15 protein-coding genes are annotated in these 18384 nt (G+C 61.4%); 4 read left to right on the top strand and 11 right to left on the bottom strand.

Annotated elements, in window-relative coordinates; genetic code table 11:
• Nucleotides 1–70: 70 nt before the first annotated feature.
• The 3 genes from betA to betI all read right to left on the bottom strand — a co-directional run bounded on the left by betA (nucleotide 71) and on the right by betI (nucleotide 4061).
• Entirely contained in the window at nucleotides 71–1774 is a 1704-nt protein-coding gene (gene betA / locus AC3ISR_RS26195) for a choline dehydrogenase (RefSeq protein ID WP_463984142.1), read from the bottom strand.
• A gap of 129 nt (nucleotides 1775–1903) precedes the next feature.
• Nucleotides 1904–3376 carry a betaine-aldehyde dehydrogenase gene (gene betB, locus AC3ISR_RS26190; protein ID WP_305391669.1) on the bottom strand — a complete coding sequence of 491 codons (1473 nt, stop codon included), beginning with the start codon at nucleotides 3374–3376 and terminating at the stop codon, nucleotides 1904–1906.
• 91 nt (nucleotides 3377–3467) lie between these two features.
• Nucleotides 3468–4061: a transcriptional regulator BetI gene (betI, locus tag AC3ISR_RS26185; protein ID WP_015886274.1), complete on the bottom strand. Its 594-nt coding sequence runs from the start codon at nucleotides 4059–4061 to the stop codon at nucleotides 3468–3470.
• A 380-nt stretch (nucleotides 4062–4441) separates the two neighbouring features.
• Between betI and AC3ISR_RS26180 the strand changes: the two genes are divergently transcribed.
• Entirely contained in the window at nucleotides 4442–6376 is a 1935-nt protein-coding gene (locus AC3ISR_RS26180; protein WP_463984180.1) for a BCCT family transporter, read from the top strand.
• 167 nt (nucleotides 6377–6543) lie between these two features.
• Here the strand turns inward: AC3ISR_RS26180 and choV are convergent, their stop codons facing one another.
• From choV to AC3ISR_RS26165, 3 genes are all read right to left on the bottom strand, one after another.
• A complete protein-coding gene (gene choV / locus AC3ISR_RS26175) occupies nucleotides 6544–7722 on the bottom strand; it encodes a choline ABC transporter ATP-binding protein (protein ID WP_192299896.1) in 1179 nt (392 codons plus the stop codon).
• On the bottom strand, nucleotides 7719–8564 hold the full coding sequence (gene choW, locus AC3ISR_RS26170) for a choline ABC transporter permease subunit (protein WP_010207125.1): 846 nt from the start codon (nucleotides 8562–8564) through the stop codon (nucleotides 7719–7721). The genes choV and choW overlap by 4 nt, the downstream gene beginning before the upstream one ends.
• Nucleotides 8565–8635: 71 nt before the next feature.
• Nucleotides 8636–9583 carry a choline ABC transporter substrate-binding protein gene (locus tag AC3ISR_RS26165; RefSeq protein ID WP_192299895.1) on the bottom strand — a complete coding sequence of 316 codons (948 nt, stop codon included), beginning with the start codon at nucleotides 9581–9583 and terminating at the stop codon, nucleotides 8636–8638.
• A gap of 415 nt (nucleotides 9584–9998) precedes the next feature.
• On the opposite strand from AC3ISR_RS26165, the gene AC3ISR_RS26160 reads away from it, so the two are divergent.
• Nucleotides 9999–11375 (top strand): L-serine ammonia-lyase, encoded by a 1377-nt coding sequence (locus tag AC3ISR_RS26160; protein ID WP_192299894.1) that lies wholly within the window; start codon nucleotides 9999–10001, stop codon nucleotides 11373–11375.
• Between the two features lie 518 nt (nucleotides 11376–11893).
• Nucleotides 11894–12997 (top strand): choline metabolism transcriptional regulator GbdR, encoded by a 1104-nt coding sequence (gbdR, locus tag AC3ISR_RS26155; protein WP_192299893.1) that lies wholly within the window; start codon nucleotides 11894–11896, stop codon nucleotides 12995–12997.
• A gap of 106 nt (nucleotides 12998–13103) precedes the next feature.
• Here gbdR and AC3ISR_RS26150 read toward each other — a convergent pair whose 3' ends face one another.
• From AC3ISR_RS26150 to AC3ISR_RS26130, 5 genes are all read right to left on the bottom strand, one after another.
• Nucleotides 13104–13367: a hypothetical protein gene (locus tag AC3ISR_RS26150; protein WP_192299892.1), complete on the bottom strand. Its 264-nt coding sequence runs from the start codon at nucleotides 13365–13367 to the stop codon at nucleotides 13104–13106.
• Nucleotides 13368–13590: 223 nt separating this feature from the next.
• The gene (locus AC3ISR_RS26145) at nucleotides 13591–14076 is read right to left on the bottom strand and encodes a thioesterase family protein (protein WP_463984143.1); all 486 of its coding nucleotides are present in this window, start codon (nucleotides 14074–14076) and stop codon (nucleotides 13591–13593) included.
• Between the two features lie 113 nt (nucleotides 14077–14189).
• Entirely contained in the window at nucleotides 14190–15155 is a 966-nt protein-coding gene (locus tag AC3ISR_RS26140; RefSeq protein ID WP_192299890.1) for an L-carnitine dehydrogenase, read from the bottom strand.
• Between the two features lie 147 nt (nucleotides 15156–15302).
• A complete protein-coding gene (cdhC, locus tag AC3ISR_RS26135; protein ID WP_192299889.1) occupies nucleotides 15303–16190 on the bottom strand; it encodes a 3-dehydrocarnitine:acetyl-CoA trimethylamine transferase CdhC in 888 nt (295 codons plus the stop codon).
• Nucleotides 16191–16263: 73 nt separating this feature from the next.
• The gene (locus AC3ISR_RS26130) at nucleotides 16264–17196 is read right to left on the bottom strand and encodes a choline ABC transporter substrate-binding protein (RefSeq protein WP_192299888.1); all 933 of its coding nucleotides are present in this window, start codon (nucleotides 17194–17196) and stop codon (nucleotides 16264–16266) included.
• 194 nt (nucleotides 17197–17390) lie between these two features.
• On the opposite strand from AC3ISR_RS26130, the gene AC3ISR_RS26125 reads away from it, so the two are divergent.
• On the top strand, nucleotides 17391–18335 hold the full coding sequence (locus tag AC3ISR_RS26125; RefSeq protein WP_192299887.1) for a GlxA family transcriptional regulator: 945 nt from the start codon (nucleotides 17391–17393) through the stop codon (nucleotides 18333–18335).
• Nucleotides 18336–18384: the final 49 nt, after the last annotated feature.

The raw sequence follows: 18384 nt of genomic DNA, 5'->3' as shown, positions 1-18384 counted from the left end.
AGTTATTTAGACGAACTCGGTCAACTGTGGGAGCTGGCTTGCCTGCGATACAGGCGACGCGGTGTCTCAGTTACTGCGCGGTAGGGCCCACTTCACGCAGCGGCTTGCCACGCACTGGGGCATCGCCGGCCACGTAGTAGTCGGCAGTGCTGCGTGGCAGCGGCTGGCGGCCACGGATCTTGTCGGCGATTTTCTCGGCGATCATGATCGTCGGCGCGTTCAGGTTGCCAGTGGTGATGATCGGCATGATCGACGCATCCACCACACGCAGACCTTGCATGCCGTGTACACGGCCTTCGCCGTCCACGACTGCCATCTCGTCGGTGCCCATCTTGCACGAGCAGGACGGGTGGAACGCAGTCTCGGCGTGCTCGCGGATGAACTTGTCGAGCTGTTCATCGGTTTGCACGTCGATACCCGGGCTGATTTCGCGGCCACGGTACGGGTCCAGGGCCGGCTGTTGCATGATTTCACGGGTCAGGCGAATGCCGTCGCGGAATTCCTGCCAGTCCTGTTCGGTGGCCATGTAGTTGAAGAGGATGCTCGGGTAGTCGCGCGGGTTCTTCGACTTCAGCTGGATGCGCCCACGGCTCGGCGAACGCATGGACCCCATGTGCGCCTGGAAACCGTGCTCTTTCACACCGTTGCTGCCGTTGTAGTTAATCGCCACCGGCAGGAAGTGGTACTGGATGTTCGGCCACTCGAATTCTTCACGGGTACGGATAAACCCGCCTGCTTCGAACTGGTTGCTGGCGCCGATGCCGGTGCCGTTGAACAGCCACTCGGCACCGATCGCCGGCTGGTTGTACCAGAGCAGCGACGGGTACAGCGACACGGGTTGGGTGCACGCGTATTGCAGGTACAGCTCAAGGTGGTCCTGCAGGTTCTCGCCGACGCCGGGCAGGTCGTGGACCACCGGGATGTCGAGGCTTTCCAGCAGTTTGGCCGGGCCTACACCGGAGCGTTGCAGCAGTTGCGGCGAAGCGATTGCACCGCTGCACACCAGCACTTCCTTACGGGCGCGGGCTTCGACGCGCTCTTCGGCGGCACCGATCAGGTAACGCACGCCGACCGCACGCTTGCCTTCGAACAACACTTTGTCGGTGAGGGCGTGGGTGACGATGGTCAGCGTCGAACGCTTCTTGGCGGTGTCCAGGTAACCGCGTGCGGTGCTGGCGCGACGGCCGTTAGGCGTGACGGTACGGTCCATCGGGCCGAAGCCTTCTTGCTGGTAGCCGTTCAAGTCTTCGGTACGCGGGTAACCGGCCTGCACGCCGGCTTCGACCATGGCGTGGAACAGCGGGTTGTTGCCGGCCTTTGGCGTGGTCACGCTGACCGGGCCATCGCCGCCGTGCCAGTCGTTAGGACCGATGTCGCGGGTTTCGGCCTTGCGGAAATACGGCAGGCAGTCGAGGTAGGTCCAGTCTTCCAGGCCCGGCAGCTTCGCCCAGTTGTCGTAGTCCATGGCGTTGCCACGGATGTAGCACATGCCGTTGATCAGGGAAGAACCGCCCAGGCCCTTGCCGCGACCACATTCCATGCGGCGGCCATCCATGTGTGGCTCTGGATCGGTTTCGTAGGCCCAGTTGTAGCGGCGGCCTTGCAGTGGGAACGCCAGCGCGGCTGGCATTTGCGTACGGAAATCGAAACGGTAGTCCGGGCCGCCGGCTTCCAGCAGCAGGACGGTGACGCCTTCGTCTTCGGTCAGACGGGTCGCTAGTGTGTTGCCCGCAGAACCTGCGCCAACAATGATGTAGTCGTATTCTTGAGTCATGGGGGGCTCCTTGAGAGCTGCAAGCTCTTAGCTTCAAGCTGCAAGAAAGGGCAGCGAGCGGTGTATCGGGGAGGTACGGCAAGCCAAACTGCTTTTACTTGCAGCTTGAAGCTTGCCGCTTGAGGCTCATCAGAACACTGATGCGTAATCGCCCAGCTCGACCTGTACCGATTTGATGCGGGTGAAGTTGTTCAGCGAGCTGATGCCGTTCTCACGGCCCACACCGGATTGCTTGTAGCCGCCAACCGGCATCTTCGCGTCGGACTCGCCCCAGGCGTTGATCCAGCAGATACCCGCTTCCAGCTGATGAATCACACGGTGGGCGCGGTTCAGGTCCTTGGTCACCAGGCCGGCGGCCAGGCCGAAGTCGGTGTCGTTGGCGCGGCGGATCACTTCTTCTTCGGTTTCGTAGGTCAGGATCGCCATGACTGGACCGAAAATTTCTTCACGCACGATGACCATGTCGTCGGTGCAGTCGGTGAACACGGTCGGGGCCACGAAGGCGCCTTTGGCGAAGTCGCCGTCGGTCAGGCGCTCGCCGCCGCACAGCAGGCGTGCGCCTTGCTCTTTGCCCTTGGCGATGTAGCCCAGCACGCTTTCCATGTGGGCAAAGCTGACCAGTGGGCCGAAGTTGGTGTTTTCGTCTTCCGGGTTGCCGACGCGAATGCGCGCGACACGCTCGACGATCTTGGCTTCGAACGCCGCTTGCAGGTGCTTGGGCACGAACACGCGGGTGCCGTTGGTGCACACCTGACCGGAGCTGTAGAAGTTGGCCATCATCGCGGTGTCGGCGGCGCGGTCGAGGTCGGCGTCGTCAAAGATGATCAGCGGGGACTTGCCGCCCAGTTCCATGGTCACGTCTTTGAGCGAGGAGCTCGACGCGCTGGCCATGACTTTCTTGCCGGTGTCGGTGCCGCCGGTGAACGAGATTTTTTCGATGCGCGGGTGCTCGGTCAGCCAGGTGCCGACTTCACGGCCGCTGCCGGTCAATACGTTGAACACGCCCGCGGGAACGCCGGCTTCGGTGTAGATCTCGGCCAGTTTCAGGGTGGTCAGCGAGGTGACTTCGCTTGGCTTGAAGATCATCGCGTTACCGGCGGCCAGGGCCGGTGCGGATTTCCACAGGGCGATCTGGATCGGGTAGTTCCACGCGCCGATACCCGCCACCACGCCCAGCGGCTCGCGGCGGGTGTAGACGAAGGAAGTGTCGCGCAGCGGGATCTGCTCGCCTTCGATGGCGGGCACCAGGCCTGCGTAGTATTCCAGCACGTCGGCGCCGGTGACGATGTCGACGTACTTGGTTTCGGAGAACGCTTTACCAGTGTCCAGGGTTTCCAGGGCCGCCAGTTCGTCGTTGCGCTCGCGCAGGATGTCGACGGCACGACGCAGGATGCGCGAACGCTCCATGGCGGTCATCGCGGCCCAGATTTTCTGGCCTTTTTCGGCGCTGACCACGGCACGTTCAACGTCGTCTTTCGTCGCGCGTTGCACTTGGGCGAGAACTTCACCGTTAGCCGGGTTGATGGCTTCGAAGGTGGCATCGCTGCCAGCGTCGCTGTAGCCGCCGTCAATGTAGAGTTTTTGCAGTTCGAAACGGGCCATAAAGTCCTCGCAAGTGCATAAGTGGTTGGCGTTGACCACCGCACCGTAGGCCGGTGCGGCAGCGTTCAGGGGTTGAGCGTCTATGTGTGCTCTAACTCACCTGCTTGGCCAATTGGAAATCCATGTATTCGTAAGCGATCCGTTGCGCCTGCGCCGTGTCGAAAGCGTCTCCCGACAGGGCGCCGCGCAACCACAAACCGTCGATCAGGGCCGCCAGGCCTCGGGCTGCTTTGCGTGCGTGCGGCAGCGGCAGCACTCGGCGGAACTGGCAGCACAGGTTGGAATACAGACGTTGATCGTTGATCCGCTGCAACCTGTGCAATGACGGGTGATGCATGCTGGTGGCCCAGAAGGCCAACCAGGTTTTCATTGCCGGGCCGTTGACCTGGCTGGCGTCGAAGTTGCCCTCGATGATCACCTGAAGGTGTGCCCGTGGGCTGTCGTCCGTCAGCGCGAGCCTGCGTTCGTGGACGTTGTCGATCAGCGCGTTCATCAAGTAGCGCATCGTCGCTGCAATAAGGCCGTTCTTGTCCTTGAAGTAGTGACTGATGATGCCGTTCGAGACGCCGGCCAAACGGGCGATCAGCGCAATGCTGGCATCTCCCATCCCGACCTGATCGATGGCCGTCAAGGTGGCTTCGATCAATTGCTGGCGGCGTATGGGTTGCATACCGACCTTGGGCATGTAGCACCTCTCCTTAGGCCTGCCGACTGGCGATAAACGTCCGTCGGCTTGATGGCCAGTCTATTTTGTTTTGATTGAACGTTCAATCAACAAAGAATAAGATCTGCGACAAATGGTCGCTGCCTACAGAAGTTTCCTGCCTGAGAGCCGCGACAAATGACACCTGCAAAAACCCTTGAAACGCCCTGTCTACCTGTCCGGTAGGGGGCCAAGGGTTTTCGGGGTGTCTTTATAACACCCGTCCGTCGCCTGCCCATAAAGCGATGTCCCGGGATAACCGCTGCCTTGTGTTTCTCTTTCGCACTGCCCGGAGCATCTGCGCCATGAGTTCTGCCTCTCTTATAAAGACCCCGCCGGAAAAGGTGCGGGTCAACGGTTGGGTGTTCTACACCTCCACCGCGTTGATTCTGTTGTTGACTGCCATCCTGATCATCGCCCCGCAGGAGGCCGGGCGCATGCTCGGCGTCGCACAAGCCTGGCTGTCGAAAAGCTTCGGCTGGTATTACATGGTGGTCATCGCCGCCTACCTGGTGTTTGTGGTGGGCCTGGCGTTTTCTTCCTACGGCAAATTGAAACTGGGCAGTAAGGACGACACCCCGGACTTCAGCTACGGCGCCTGGGCCGGCATGCTGTTCTCGTCGGGTATCGGCATCTCGCTGCTGTACTTCGGCGCCTCGGAGCCGCTGGACCACTACTTCAACCCGCCTGAAGGCGCGGCCGCCAGCAACATGGCTGCACGCCAGGCGCTGCAACTGACCTTCCTGCACTGGGGCTTGCACGGTTGGGCGATCTACGCCTTGGTCGGCCTGGCCGTGGCGTACTTCGCGTATCGCCATAACCAGCCGCTGGCCTTGCGTTCGGCGCTGTACCCGCTGGTCGGCGAGCGTTGGGTGAAGGGCGCGGCCGGTCACGCGGTGGACGGTTTCGGCATGTTCGTGACGCTGCTGGGCCTGGTGACCAACCTGGGGATTGGTGCGATGCAAGTGTCGTCCGGTTTGGAAAACCTGTTCGGCATGGCGCACAACAACACCAACCTGCTGATCGTGATCATCGTGATGAGCACCGTGGCGACCATCGCTGCCGTGTCGGGTGTGGAGAACGGCATTCGCCGCCTGTCCAACCTCAATATCGTGCTGTTCAGCGGCTTGCTGATCTTTGTGCTGCTGTTCGGCCCGACCCTGCACCTGCTCAACGGCTTCGTGCAGAACATCGGCGACTACATGAACGGCCTGGTGCTGAAAACCTTCGACCTCTACGTGTACGAAGGCGACGCCGACAAGACCGAACGCTGGATGGGGCTGTGGACCCTGTTCTACTGGGCCTGGTGGATTTCCTGGGCGCCGTTCGTAGGCATGTTCATCGCGCGCATTTCCCGTGGTCGCTCGGTGCGTGAACTGGTGGCGGGCGTGCTGTTGATCCCGCTGGGCTTCACCCTGGCGTGGCTGTCGATCTTTGGCAACTCGGCGCTGGACCTGGTGCTGAACCACGGTGCGGTGGAGTTGGGCAAGACGGCGCTGGAACAACCGTCGATGGCCATCTACCAACTGCTGGAGCATTACCCGGCGTCGAAAATCGTCATCGGTGTGTCGATCTTTGTGGGCTTTGTGCTGTTCCTGACCCCGGCGGATTCCGGCGCGGTGATGATGGCCAACCTGTCGTGCAAAGGCGGCAATGTGGATGAAGATGCGCCGCACTGGCTGCGGATCTTCTGGTCGGCGGTGATCACTCTGGTGACCATCGGCCTGTTGTTCGCGGGTAACTTCGAAGCCATGCAAACCATGGTGGTGCTGGCGGGGCTGCCGTTCTCGGTGGTGCTGGTGTTCTTTATGTTCGGTCTGCACAAGGCCATGCGCCAGGACGTGGCCATCGAACAGGAGCAGGCGCAATTGGCCGAGCGTGGCCGTCGTGGTTTCAGCGAGCGGTTGACCGCGCTGGACCTGCAACCGAGCCAGGGCACGGTGCAGCGTTTCATGGACAAGCACGTAACGCCGGCGTTGGAAGAAGCCGCCGTGGCATTGCGTGAGCAGGGCTTGGAAGTGCAGACCTTGCTTGGCAAATCCAAGCGCTGCATTGGTGTGCGCATCGAGATGGAAGAGGGCAACCCGTTTGTCTACGAAGTGAGCCTGGATGCTTACTCGTCGGCCTCGACCGACTTGCCTGAAGAAGAGCGCACCCGCTACTACCGCGCTGAGGTGTACCTGCACAACGGGCCTCAGGAGTACGACCTGATGGGCTTTGCTCAGGAACAGATCACCCGGGACGTGCTCGATCAGTTTGAAAGCCATCGGCAGCTCCTTGGCCGGGTCTATAGCTGATAGTTGAAACGAACGGCGCCGTCACTGGCGCCGTTTTTTTATGTTGTACGTAGATCAAAATGTGGGAGCGGGCTTGCTCGCGAATGCGGTGTATCAGTGGCAGATGTGCTGTCTGACACACCGCATTCGCGAGCAAGCCCGCTCCCACATTTGCTTTGCGGTGTGGCTTACCCCAGGTTCTTGCCTAGCAGGGCGTGGTACAGCTCGCTGTCCCCCAAGATCCCCACCACCTGGTTGTTGTCATGCAACACCAGCTTGTTCCCCGTGTGATACCGAATCTGCAATGCATCACGCATGCCGATATTCGAATCCACCAGCGTTGGCAACCGACTCAAACCTTCCACCGCTTGCCCCGGTGCCCAGTTCTGCAAATTCATCACCGCGCCATTCTGGCGAGCACCCTTGATGGTGTTGCCTTCGGCCAGGTCCAGCCACGAGTCGCCGCCCGGGTCCAGGCACACCGAACCGTTGACGCGCTTGCAGTTGTCCAGGGTGCGCATCAGGCTGCGGCCGCACAGGACGTTCAGTGGGTTGGTATGGGCGACGAAGGTGCGCACATAGTCATCCGCCGGGTTCAGCACGATCTCTTCCGGCACGCTGTACTGGATGATCTTGCCGTCTTTCATGATCGCGATACGGCTGCCCAATTTGAGCGCTTCGTCGAGGTCGTGGCTCACGAATACAATGGTCTTGCTCAGCTTGCGTTGCAGTTCCAGCAACTCGTCCTGCAAGCCCTGGCGGATCAGCGGGTCGAGGGCGGAGAAGGGTTCGTCCATCAGCAGGATGTCGGCGTCCATCGCCAACGCGCGGGCCAGGCCGACGCGCTGCTGCATGCCGCCGGAGAGTTCATCCGGCTTCTTGTTGCGCCATTGGGTCAGGCCCACCAGTTCGAGCTTTTCGTCCACCAGCTTGCGCCGGTCTTTTTCCGGACGGCCCTGCATCTCCAGGCCGAAGCTGATGTTTTCGCGCACGGTCAGCCACGGCATCAGGGCGAACTTCTGGAACACCATGGCGATGCGCTTGGTACGCATCATTTTCAGCTCGGCGGGGGTGCAGGAAGCGATGTCGATCTGGCGACCCTCATGCTCCACGAACAGTTGGCCGCGGCTCACGGTGTTGAGGCCGTTGATGCAGCGCAGCAAGCTGGATTTGCCCGAGCCCGACAGGCCCATCAGCACGCAGATCTCGCCTTTCTCGATGTCCAGGCTGGCTTTTTCAACGCCGACAATCTGCCCGGTCTTTTTCAGGATCTCGTTACGGCTCATGCCCTGGTCCAGCAGCTTGAGCGCTTCGCGTGGGTCTTTGGAGAAGATCACGTCGACATTGTCGAATCGGATAATGCTCATGCATCACCCCCTACTTTGGCGTCGGGTTGTTTGCAGATGCGGTCGAGCATGATGGCCAGCAATACGATTGCCAGGCCGGCTTCAAAGCCCAGGGCGATGTCAGCGGTGTTGAGTGCGTTGACCACCGGTTTGCCGAGGCCATCGGCGCCCACCAGGGCGGCGATCACCACCATCGACAACGACAGCATGATGCATTGGGTAATGCCGGCAGCGATGCTCGGCATGGCGTGGGGCAGTTCAATGCGCGAGAGCAACTGACGGCGCGAGCAGCCAAAGGCCTTGCCGGCGTCCATCAACTCTTGCGGTACATCACGGATACCCAGGTAAGTCAGGCGGATCGGCGCGGCAATCGCGAACACCACCGTGGAAATCAGCCCAGGCACCACACCCAGCCCGAAGAGGGTCAGGGTAGGGATGAGGTAGACGAAGGTCGGTACGGTCTGCATCAGATCGAGTACCGGCCGCATCATGGTGTAGAACATCGGTTTGTGCGCGGCAACAATGCCCAGCGGCACACCGATGACCACGCAGACCAGGGTGGCGAACAGCACCTGCGCCAGGGTCTCCATGGTTTCCTGCCAGTACCCCAGGTTGAGGATCAGCAGGAAGGAGGCAATGACAAAGACGGTCAGGCCCCATTTGCGTTGAATAAAATGAGCCAGCAGCGCAATCAGACCGATCAATGCCAGCGGATTGAACCAGGTCAGCGCGAACGTCACGCCGTGGATCATCGTTTCCAGCGTCGATGCGATTGCGTCGAAGTAGTTGGCACCGTGTTGGGTCAACCATTCAACGAAGGCAGCGATGTACTGGCCTAGTGGGATTTTCTGTTCAGTCAGCATGGTAGTGAATGTCCACATGCGAAGAGGGAAAACATCCCGGGGCAGCGCACCGCCCCGGGGACAACGGTGAATTACTTGGCGAGATAGGCTTTCACGGCGTCCAGTCCAGGTTTGCCATCAACGGTGGTGACCCCCGCGAGCCAGGTGTCGAGCACTTGCGGGTTTTTCTGCAGCCAGGCTTTCGCCGCGGCGTCGGGCTTCATCTTGTCGTCCAGCACGTTACCCATCAGGGTGCTTTCCATGTTCAAGGTGAACGACAGGTTTTTCAGGAGCTGGCCAACGTTGCTGCATTCCTGGGTGTAGCCCTTGCGCACGTTGGTGTAGATGGTGGCCTGGCCGTAGTTGGGGCCGAAGGAATCATCCCCGCCGGTCAGGTACTTCATCTTGAAGCGGGTGTTCATCGGGTGCGGTTCCCAGCCGAGGAACACGATGGCCTGGTCACGCTTGGAGGCGCGCTCAACCTGGGAGAGCATCCCGGCTTCGCTGGATTCGACCACTTTGAAACCGGCGGTTTTCAGGCCGAAGGCGTCTTTGTCGATCAGTGTCTGGATGGTGCGGTTGCCGTCGTTGCCCGGCTCGATGCCGTAGATCTTGCCGCCCAGCTCGTCCTTGAATTTGGCGATGTCGGCGAAGTCCTTCAGGCCTTTGTTGTACAGCGCTTCGGGGACCGCCAGGGTGTACTTGGCGTTCTCCAGGTTGGCGCGCACGGTTTCCACGGTGCCGGCATCACGGTACTGCTTGATGTCGTTTTCCATGGTCGGCATCCAGTTGCCGAGGAAGATGTCCATGTTCTTGCCGTCGGCCAGGGACTTGTAGGTCACTGGTACGGAAATCATCGTGGTGCGCGGCTTGTAGCCCAGGCCCTTGAGGATTTCGCTGGTGGTCGCCGTGGTGACGGTGATGTCGGTCCAGCCGACATCGGAGAAGTTGACGGTCTGACATTGTGCCGGCTCTGCCGCGTGCGCCAGGACTGGCAGACTCAGCATGGCGGCCAATAACAACTGGGGTGAACCTTTCATGGGGCTAGACTCCTGTGTTTTTTCTGGCGGCCTTCGCCGCGCTTTATAAGTGTTGCGTTTAGAGCGTGTGACAACTGCTCTGGCACGGCGCCTTGCAAACGAGTCGAGACTGATCATGTACCAGTGAAAATCTGACGCCTACAGGGGGCGTCGTATCCAGTACAGGGAGGGTCGTATCCAGTGTCGGTGACGTCGCTTACAGGTTTTTCCCAAGGCAAAACTGCAGTTTTTGCCCATCTGCACCGCAAAAAACGCCCAAAACAGGTGATCACACGCCAGCGACGCTAGTGAGCATGGGTGCGTCGGTGTGAGACGCCGTGACGGCGGATAAAAGCTTGATGATGCCGCCATCTGGGCGATCTGAGCGTAGCACCTCGTTCAAGCCTGGCCGTGCTTATCGAGGAGTTCTACCGCAATGGCTATCAGTGTTTTCGACCTGTTCAAGATCGGCATCGGGCCTTCGAGTTCTCACACCGTCGGCCCCATGCGCGCCGCGGCGTTGTTCGTCCAGGGCCTGCGTGGACGTGAGTTGTTGGAACAAGTGCGGCGCGTCGAAGTTCAGCTTTATGGCTCCCTGTCCGCCACCGGCATCGGCCACGGCAGCGACACCGCCACCATCATGGGGTTGATGGGCGAGTGGCCGGACGCAATCGACCCGTCGCAAATCGGCCAGCGCATTCACACCCTGCGCGAAACCGACACCCTGCTGCTGGACGGACACCTGGCGGTGCCCTTCGTGTGGGCCCGCGACATGCGCCTGCTCGACGAAAACCTGCCGTTTCACCCCAATGCCATGACCCTTGTGGTGTACGGCGACAGCGGCGAGTTGCATCGCGACACTTACTATTCGGTGGGCGGCGGTTTTGTGGTGGATGAAGCCCAGGCACAAAGCGGCGTGGCCGACATGGATCGCACCGAACTGCCCTACGATTTTTCCAGCGCGGTGGAGCTGTTGCAGCTGTGCAAGACCCACAACCTGCGCGTCGCCGAACTGATGCTGGCCAATGAAAAGGTCTGGCGCTCCGAAGAAGAAATCCGCAGTGGCCTGCTCAAGCTCTGGCACGCCATGCAAGATTGCGTGGAGCAAGGCCTCAAGCACGAAGGCATCTTGCCCGGCGGCCTGAACGTGCGCCGCCGCGCCGCCAAGTTGCACCGCAGCCTGCAGGAATTGAACAAGCCCAATGTAATCGGCTCGACGTTGAGCGCGATGGAGTGGGTCAACCTGTTCGCCCTCGCGGTCAACGAAGAAAACGCCGCTGGCGGGCGCATGGTCACCGCACCCACCAACGGCGCGGCGGGGATCATCCCGGCGGTGCTGCACTACTTCATGAAGTTCAGCGAAGAAGTCACCGAAGCCAATGTGGTCGACTACCTGCTCGGCGCCGCGGCGGTGGGCATCCTGTGCAAGAAAAACGCCTCGATCTCCGGTGCCGAAGTCGGCTGCCAGGGCGAGGTGGGTTCAGCCTGCGCGATGGCTGCCGCCGGCTTGGCGGAAATCCTCGGCGCCACGCCGGAGCAACTGTGCAACGCCGCCGAGATCGGCCTGGAACACAACCTCGGCCTGACCTGCGACCCGGTGGGCGGGCTGGTGCAGGTGCCGTGCATCGAGCGCAATGCGATTGCGGCGGTGAAGGCGATCAACGCGGCGCAGATGGCGTTGCGTGGCGATGGCCAGCACTTTATCTCGCTGGACCGGGTGATCCGCACCATGCGCGATACCGGGGCGGACATGCACGACAAGTACAAAGAGACGTCGCGGGGTGGGTTGGCGGTGAGTGCTGTCGAGTGTTGAGTCAGTGACACCGCCATCGCAGGCAAGCCAGCTCCCACAGTTGACCGAGTTCCAGCATGAGGATGCGGTCGAATGTGGGAGCTGGCTTGCCTGCGATAGCGGAGGTCCAGACAACACTGCTCACAAAGTGCACACCCAAAGCAAAAGCGCCACCTTTTAGCGCGTCGCAAACAGATAAGTAGCTCACGAACGATTTACCCCTCGACCACCCGTCCCCCGTGCCATGGGTGACAGACTTCTCCTACGCCCGCAAAGCGCCTTCCCACAAGTGCTACCGTTCTGCTCACCCGGTCTGTGAGGGCCCGTTCCTACGCCCATTTCAGGGCTTAACCATGCGTCTCGCGCGGGCTTATATAGACGCGTCAAAACGTCGTTTTTAGGAGTTATTGGACGGCCATTCAAATTTAGGCATGGCATTTGCTCTGTCAATTCAAAGCCTCTCTCCGTGAAGGATGAAGAGCGCAATAACAAGAGCCTCGCCTGAGGCCATCACCCGCTTTGTGTGAGGAGATACTGTGATGACGTCGTTCAACTCCGGGGCTCAACCCCAGAACCGTACGCCTCAATCCATCGGCTTTTTGCTGCTGGACAATTTCACGCTGATTTCCCTGGCATCCGCAGTCGAACCCCTGCGCATGGCCAACCAGCTGTCCGGTCGCGAGTTGTATCGCTGGACAACCCTGAGTGTCGACGGCAACCAAGTGTGGGCCAGCGACGGGCTGCAAATCACTCCCGATGCCTCCATGCACAAAGCCCCGGCCCTGGACACTGTGATCGTGTGCGGCGGCGTGGGTATCCAACGTACCGTCACCCGTGAACACGTGTCGTGGCTGCAGAGCCAGGCGCGCCAGTCGCGTCGCCTGGGCGCCGTGTGCACCGGCAGCTGGGCCCTGGCCTGCGCGGGTCTGCTCGATGGTTTCGATTGCAGCGTGCACTGGGAATGCCTGGCCTCGATGCAGGAAGCCTTTCCCCGCGTGGCCATGAGCACACGCCTGTTCACCCTCGACCGCAACCGCTTCACCAGCTCCGGCGGCACCGCGCCGCTGGACATGATGCTGCACCTGATCAGCCGCGATCACGGGCGTGAACTGTCGGCCGCGATCTCCGAGATGTTTGTGTACGAACGCATCCGCAACGAGCAGGATCACCAGCGCGTGCCGCTCAAGCACATGCTCGGCACCAACCAGCCGAAGCTGCAGGAAATCGTCGCGTTGATGGAGGCCAATCTGGAAGAGCCGATCGACCTGGATGAGTTGGCGGTATACGTCGCCGTATCGCGGCGCCAGCTGGAGCGGCTGTTCCAGAAGTACCTGCACTGCTCGCCGTCGCGTTACTACCTGAAGTTGCGCTTGATCCGCGCGCGGCAGCTGCTCAAGCAAACGCCGATGTCGATCATCGAAGTGGCGTCGGTGTGTGGGTTTGTCTCCACGCCGCACTTCTCCAAGTGCTACCGCGAATACTTCGGCATTCCACCACGGGATGAACGTGTGGGCTCCAACACGACCCAACAGGTGGCGATGATGCCGATTCCGCCGGCCTTGGTGCTGTCACCGTTGTCGGGACCGATGTCGGCGTTGAGCCAGGCGCGCAATGAGTCGACGTTTGCCAGCGTAAGGCTCTAGACCCAGGCGCCTGCATTCGCGAGCAAGCCCGCTCCCACACTCGACCGAGTTCCAACCCTGGAATGCAGTCGAATGTGGGAGCGGGCTTGCTCGCGAATGCGCTTCATCAGGCCCCCGAGTTCTGCTTGAACTGCATCAGGGCCGGGAGCAACTGCTTATCGATGGCCTGGCGCACCGCCGGCAAGATCGTCGCGCTGCCGGTGTACATCTGCTCCACCATCCCCTTCAGTGCCTTGGCCCGCGCCTCGCTCAAGCCACGCACCGCACACTCGCAGGCCTGCTCGGCGGTAGAGCCGCTGGAGACTTCAAAACCCAGTGAGCGCAACTGGCCCAGCAGGTCATCCTGGTCAATCAAATCCGCATGCATCATGACGTTTATCCTGGTGAAGGGAACGGGTTTGACCTCGATTCTGGTAGCCACTCAACGGGGCGGCAAGGGCAGATTGCGCGAATGGCTCAGATGGCTATGAGCATGTCGTTTTCGGGCCATTTGCCGACGGCACTAATGGGCACACTGGGTTCAAGCAAGCAGCTTGACGGTTTGGTCACCCTCGGGATGTACAGCTCACACAAAACCTTCTGCCTCGATCTCGTCACGGCTTGATCGGGGCTTTTTTTATGCCGATGACCCGGCCGAGCAGGGCAGGGCGCGGCAAGTCGGCCTGCTCCAGGCATATCGCCGAAAGGCGTTGCAGGGTGGCCTCGCTAAACGCTGTCGCATGGGGCCCTTTGAGGTCGACGTGCAGCAGCATCTGTTCGTTGCCCGCCAGTTCCTTATCGCCGCCGACCAGATGCAGGCTGTGGTAGAGATGCAGGCGCTTGGCGTCATGGGCGATGAGTTGGGTATGCACCTCGACGTCGGCGCCGAGTTTCACTTCGTGCAGGTAGTTCAGGTGCAACTCCAGGGTGAACAGCGAGTGGCCGCTGGCTTCGCGGTGGGTGCTGTCCAGGCCGAGGCTGTCCATCAGCGCGTCGGTGGCGTAGCTGAAAATCAGCAGGTAGAACGCGTCGCGCAGGTGGCCGTTGTAGTCCACCCAGTCGGGTTGGATTTGCGTCGTATAAGTGGTTAATGCAGGCATGGCATGTACTCGGTCAAAAAATGTGGGAGCGGGCTTGCTCGCGAATGCGGTGAGTCAGAAAAATTTAAGTGACTGACACTCCGCTTTCGCGAGCAAGCCCGCTCCCACAGGGGTTATTCAGCGAAGCTCATGCCGTGTTTGGCCTTGGTGGTTTTTACCGCTTCCAGCACCGCCAACAGGCAATCATCACGATAGCGCTCCAGCGCCGAAATGCTGTGTGTGCCCAACTGATCGCGGGTGCCCTCCACCACATCGTCGATCAACTTGTCGGTCAGCTCCGGTGCCGGCAGGTAGGTCCACGGCAGCTGCAGCGCCGGTCCGAACTGCGCCATGAAATGCCGCATGCCGGCGTCGCCACCCGCGAGGGTATAGGTGAGGAACGTGCCCATGAACGACCAACGCAGCCCCGCGCCAAAACGGATCGCATCGTCGATCTCGCCAGTGGTCGCCACGCCGTCGTTGACCAGGTGCAGCGCCTCACGCCAGAGCGCTTCAAGCAGGCGGTCGGCAATAAAACCAGGGACTTCCTTGCGCACATGCAACGGGCGCATGCCGAGGGATTCATACACCTTGATCGCGGCCTGGATCGCTTGCGGCGCGGTGTTTTTGCCACCGACCACTTCCACCAGCGGCAGCAGATACACCGGGTTGAACGGATGGCCGACCACGCAGCGTTGCGGGTGTGTGGCGCTCTCGTAGAACTCACTCGGCAACAGACCGGACGTGCTCGAACCGATCAGCGCATTGGGCTTGGCGGCGGCGCTGATCTTGCTGTGCAATTCGAGCTTCAACTCCAGGCGTTCGGGGGCGCTCTCCTGGATGAAATCGGCGTCTTTTACGCAGGCTTCGATGGTGTCGACAAAGCGCAGGCGATCCTGTGATGCACCGGGTGCCAGGCCTTGTTTCTCCAGGGCACCCCAGGCGTTGGCGACGCGTTTGCGCAGGGCGGCTTCAGCGCCGGGCGCGGGGTCCCAGGCGACCACATCCAGGCCATGGGCGAGGGCGCGGGACACCCAGCCGCTGCCGATGACACCGCTGCCCAGGGCGGCGAAGGTTTTGATTTCGGTGATAAAGCTCATTGGCGACATTCCTGAAGAGTTCGGTGATCCATTGTGGGAGCGGGCTTGCTCGCGAATGCGCAGTGTCAGTCGCTCTATCCGGTACTGAGCCACCGCATTCGCGAGCAAGCCCGCTCCCACATTTTTGATTCGGTTTCGGGCAGGGGGTTAGCCGCGTCGGGTCAGGCCCATCTTCACGCGACCTTCCGCCGGGGTCAGAACCCGTGCACCAAGCCGGCTGAGAATTTCACTCGCCCGCTCCACCAACTGGCCGTTAGTGGCGAGCACGCCCTTGTCCAGCCACAGGTTGTCTTCCAACCCCACCCGCACATTGCCGCCCAGCAGCACCGCTTGCGCCGCCATCGGCATTTGCATGCGGCCGATGCCGAAGCCGGCCCACACGGCGTCGGCGGGCAGGTTGTCGACCATGGCTTTCATGGTGGTGGTGTCGGCCGGTGCGCCCCACGGGATGCCCAGGCACAGTTGGAACAACGGGTTGTCGAGCAGGCCTTCCTTGATCATCTGTTTGGCGAACCACAGGTGGCCGGTGTCGAAAATCTCCAGCTCGGCCTTGACCCCCAGCTCCTGGATACGCTTGGCGCCTGCGCGCAGTTGCGCCGGGGTGGATACGTAAATGGTGTCGCCATCCCCAAAGTTCAGCGTGCCGCAGTCCAGGGTGCAGATTTCCGGCAGCAGTTCCTCCACATGCGCCAGGCGGGTCAACGGGCCGACCAGGTCGGTATTGGGGCCGAACGCCATCGGGTTCTCGCCCGCCCCGATCTCCAGGTCGCCGCCCATGCCGGCGGTGAGGTTGACGATGATGTCGATGTCAGCCTCGCGGATGCGCTCCATCACTTCGCGGTACAAGGCGACGTCGCGGCTGAACTTGCCGGTCTCGGGGTCGCGCACATGGCAGTGCACAACGGTGGCGCCGGCCTTGGCGGCTTCCACGGCGGCGGCGGCGATCTGTTTGGGAGTGACCGGCACGTGGGGGCTGCGGCTGGTCGTGTCGCCAGCACCGGTGAGTGCGCAGGTGATGATGACGTCGTGGTTCATGAGGCGGTTCCTTACAGGCGTGGTGATGCCGTTCGCGGTCGGGAGTGACCGCGAAACGGTGGTTGGAAATGGCTTATTTGCTGGACAGTTGCAGGTTGGCCGCAGCCGGCTTGCCGTCGAAGGTGGTCACGCCTTCGAGCCAGCGCGCCTGGTCCTGGGGGTGATCCTTGAGCCACTGCCTGGCGGACTCGATGGCGTCCTTGTGATCCAGCAGGGGCTGCATCATCCGGCTCTCGTCGGCAGCGGTGAAGGTCAGGTTGGTCAGCAACTTGTGCACGTTGGGGCACTGTTCGGCGTAGGTTGGCGCGGTGACGGTCCATACCGTGGCCATGCCTTCGTTCGGGCCCAGGGCGTCGTCGCTGCCGGTGAGGTAGGTCATGGCGACGTTGACGTTCATGGGGTGCGGCGCCCAGCCGAAGAACACCACGGCTTCCTTGCGGCGCACCGCACGGTCGACGGCGGCGAGCATGCCGGCCTCGCTGGATTCGACCAGCTGGAACTTGCCCAGGCCGAACTGGTTCTTGGCGATCATTGCCTTGATCTGGGTATTGGCGCCCGAGCCTGGTTCGATGCCGTAGATCTTGCCGCCCAGTTCTTTCTCGAACCTGGCGATGTCGGCGAAGGTTTTCAGGCCCTTGTCCGCCAGGTAAGTCGGCACGGCGAGGGTGGCACGCGCATCTTCCAGGCTCGGCTTGTCGAGGACCTTGACTTGCTTGGCGTCGACGAACGGCGTGATGGTCTGGGTCATCAGCGGGTTCCAGTAGCCGAGGAACAGGTCCAGGCGCTGGTCGCGGATGCCGGCGAAGATGATTTGCTGGGAGGCGCTGGTCTGTTTGGTCTTGTAGCCGAGGCCGTCGAGCAACACTTGGGTCATGGCGCTGGTGGCGATGACGTCGGTCCAGTTCACCACGCCCATGCGCACGTTCTGGCAGGACGCCGCGTCGGCCGCCATCGCGTTGGTACTCAAGAGTGCGCAGGCGCTGAGTGCGAGCATCAGTCGTTTCATGGTGGTTCCCTCGGCAGGTCGTTATTGTGGGGGGCCGGTGTCTTTGTGCACCGTGCAGCCAAGGTACGCAGCTTGCGCGGCGGTAAAACGCACGGCGGCGACCGACTCTTGCACTGCAGCGACCTGCCCCCTTGAAACCAGCCGCGAACGGGAGTATCACAGTGCCACGCTGGCCGTCCGACGAGAGCGCCACCATGTCCCAGGATGTCTATTTTTTGCTGATGCCGGGCTTCTCGGCCATCGGCTTTATCTCCGCGCTGGAACCGCTGCGGGTGGCCAATCGCTTTCGTGGCGAGCTGTACCGCTGGCACGTGCTGAGCGCCGACGGCGGCGCGGTGTTGGCGAGCAATGGCATGTCGGTCAACGCCGACGCGGCGCTCGAGCCGCTGAAGAAAGGCGCGACATTATTGGTTGTCGCTGGCTTCGAACCTTTGCAGTTCGCCACGCCCGCGCTGGAGCACTGGTTGCGCCGCCTCGACCACGAGGGCGTAACCCTTGGCGCCATCGACACCGGCGCTTGTGTGCTGGCTGAGGCGGGCCTGCTCGATGGGCACCGCCTGACCCTGCACTGGGAAGCCATCGACGCTTTCAAGGAATCGTATCCGCACCTGACCGTGACCCAGGAACTGTTCGAGATCGACCGTCGTCGCATCACCTGCGCCGGCGGCACCGCGTCCATCGACCTGATGCTCGACCTGATTGCCCAGGCCCATGGCCCCGACCTGGCGATCCAGGTTTCCGAGCAATTCGTGCTGGGCCGCATCCGCCCACGCAAAGACCACCAGCGCATGCAGATCGCCACGCGCTACGGCATCAACAACAAGAAACTGGTGCAAGTGATTGGCGAGATGGAACAGCACACCGAGCCACCGCTGAGCACATTGGCCCTGGCCGAGGCGATCAAGGTCACTCGGCGCCAGCTGGAGCGCCTGTTTCGTTTGCACCTCAATGACACCCCGAGCAATTTCTACCTCGGCCTGCGCCTGGAAAAGGCCCGGCAACTGCTGCGCCAGAGCGACATGAGCGTGCTGGAAGTGAGTATTGCTTGCGGGTTTGAGTCGCCGTCGTATTTCACCCGCAGTTACCGCGCGCGGTTTGCCAAGTGCCCACGGGAGGATCGGCGACGGGAGGTGGTTTGATCATTTTTTAGCCAATTACAGTGGCGACTATAAATTATAGTTGCCGCCA

This window comes from Pseudomonas sp. GL_117 (assembly GCF_057835125.1).
The sequence above is the reverse complement of the archived record's forward strand: the minus strand, read 5'-3'. Positions and strand labels throughout refer to the sequence as shown.

Coding starts and splice junctions, on each gene's coding strand:
- betA (WP_463984142.1), bottom strand. CDS start 1,774: ATGACTCAAGAATACGACTACATCATTGTTGGCGCAGGTTCTGCGGGC.
- betB (WP_305391669.1), bottom strand. CDS start 3,376: ATGGCCCGTTTCGAACTGCAAAAACTCTACATTGACGGCGGCTACAGC.
- betI (WP_015886274.1), bottom strand. CDS start 4,061: ATGCCCAAGGTCGGTATGCAACCCATACGCCGCCAGCAATTGATCGAA.
- choV (WP_192299896.1), bottom strand. CDS start 7,722: ATGAGCATTATCCGATTCGACAATGTCGACGTGATCTTCTCCAAAGAC.
- choW (WP_010207125.1), bottom strand. CDS start 8,564: ATGCTGACTGAACAGAAAATCCCACTAGGCCAGTACATCGCTGCCTTC.
- AC3ISR_RS26165 (WP_192299895.1), bottom strand. CDS start 9,583: ATGAAAGGTTCACCCCAGTTGTTATTGGCCGCCATGCTGAGTCTGCCA.
- AC3ISR_RS26160 (WP_192299894.1), top strand. CDS start 9,999: ATGGCTATCAGTGTTTTCGACCTGTTCAAGATCGGCATCGGGCCTTCG.
- gbdR (WP_192299893.1), top strand. CDS start 11,894: ATGACGTCGTTCAACTCCGGGGCTCAACCCCAGAACCGTACGCCTCAA.
- AC3ISR_RS26150 (WP_192299892.1), bottom strand. CDS start 13,367: ATGATGCATGCGGATTTGATTGACCAGGATGACCTGCTGGGCCAGTTG.
- AC3ISR_RS26145 (WP_463984143.1), bottom strand. CDS start 14,076: ATGCCTGCATTAACCACTTATACGACGCAAATCCAACCCGACTGGGTG.
- AC3ISR_RS26140 (WP_192299890.1), bottom strand. CDS start 15,155: ATGAGCTTTATCACCGAAATCAAAACCTTCGCCGCCCTGGGCAGCGGT.
- cdhC (WP_192299889.1), bottom strand. CDS start 16,190: ATGAACCACGACGTCATCATCACCTGCGCACTCACCGGTGCTGGCGAC.
- AC3ISR_RS26130 (WP_192299888.1), bottom strand. CDS start 17,196: ATGAAACGACTGATGCTCGCACTCAGCGCCTGCGCACTCTTGAGTACC.
- AC3ISR_RS26125 (WP_192299887.1), top strand. CDS start 17,391: ATGTCCCAGGATGTCTATTTTTTGCTGATGCCGGGCTTCTCGGCCATC.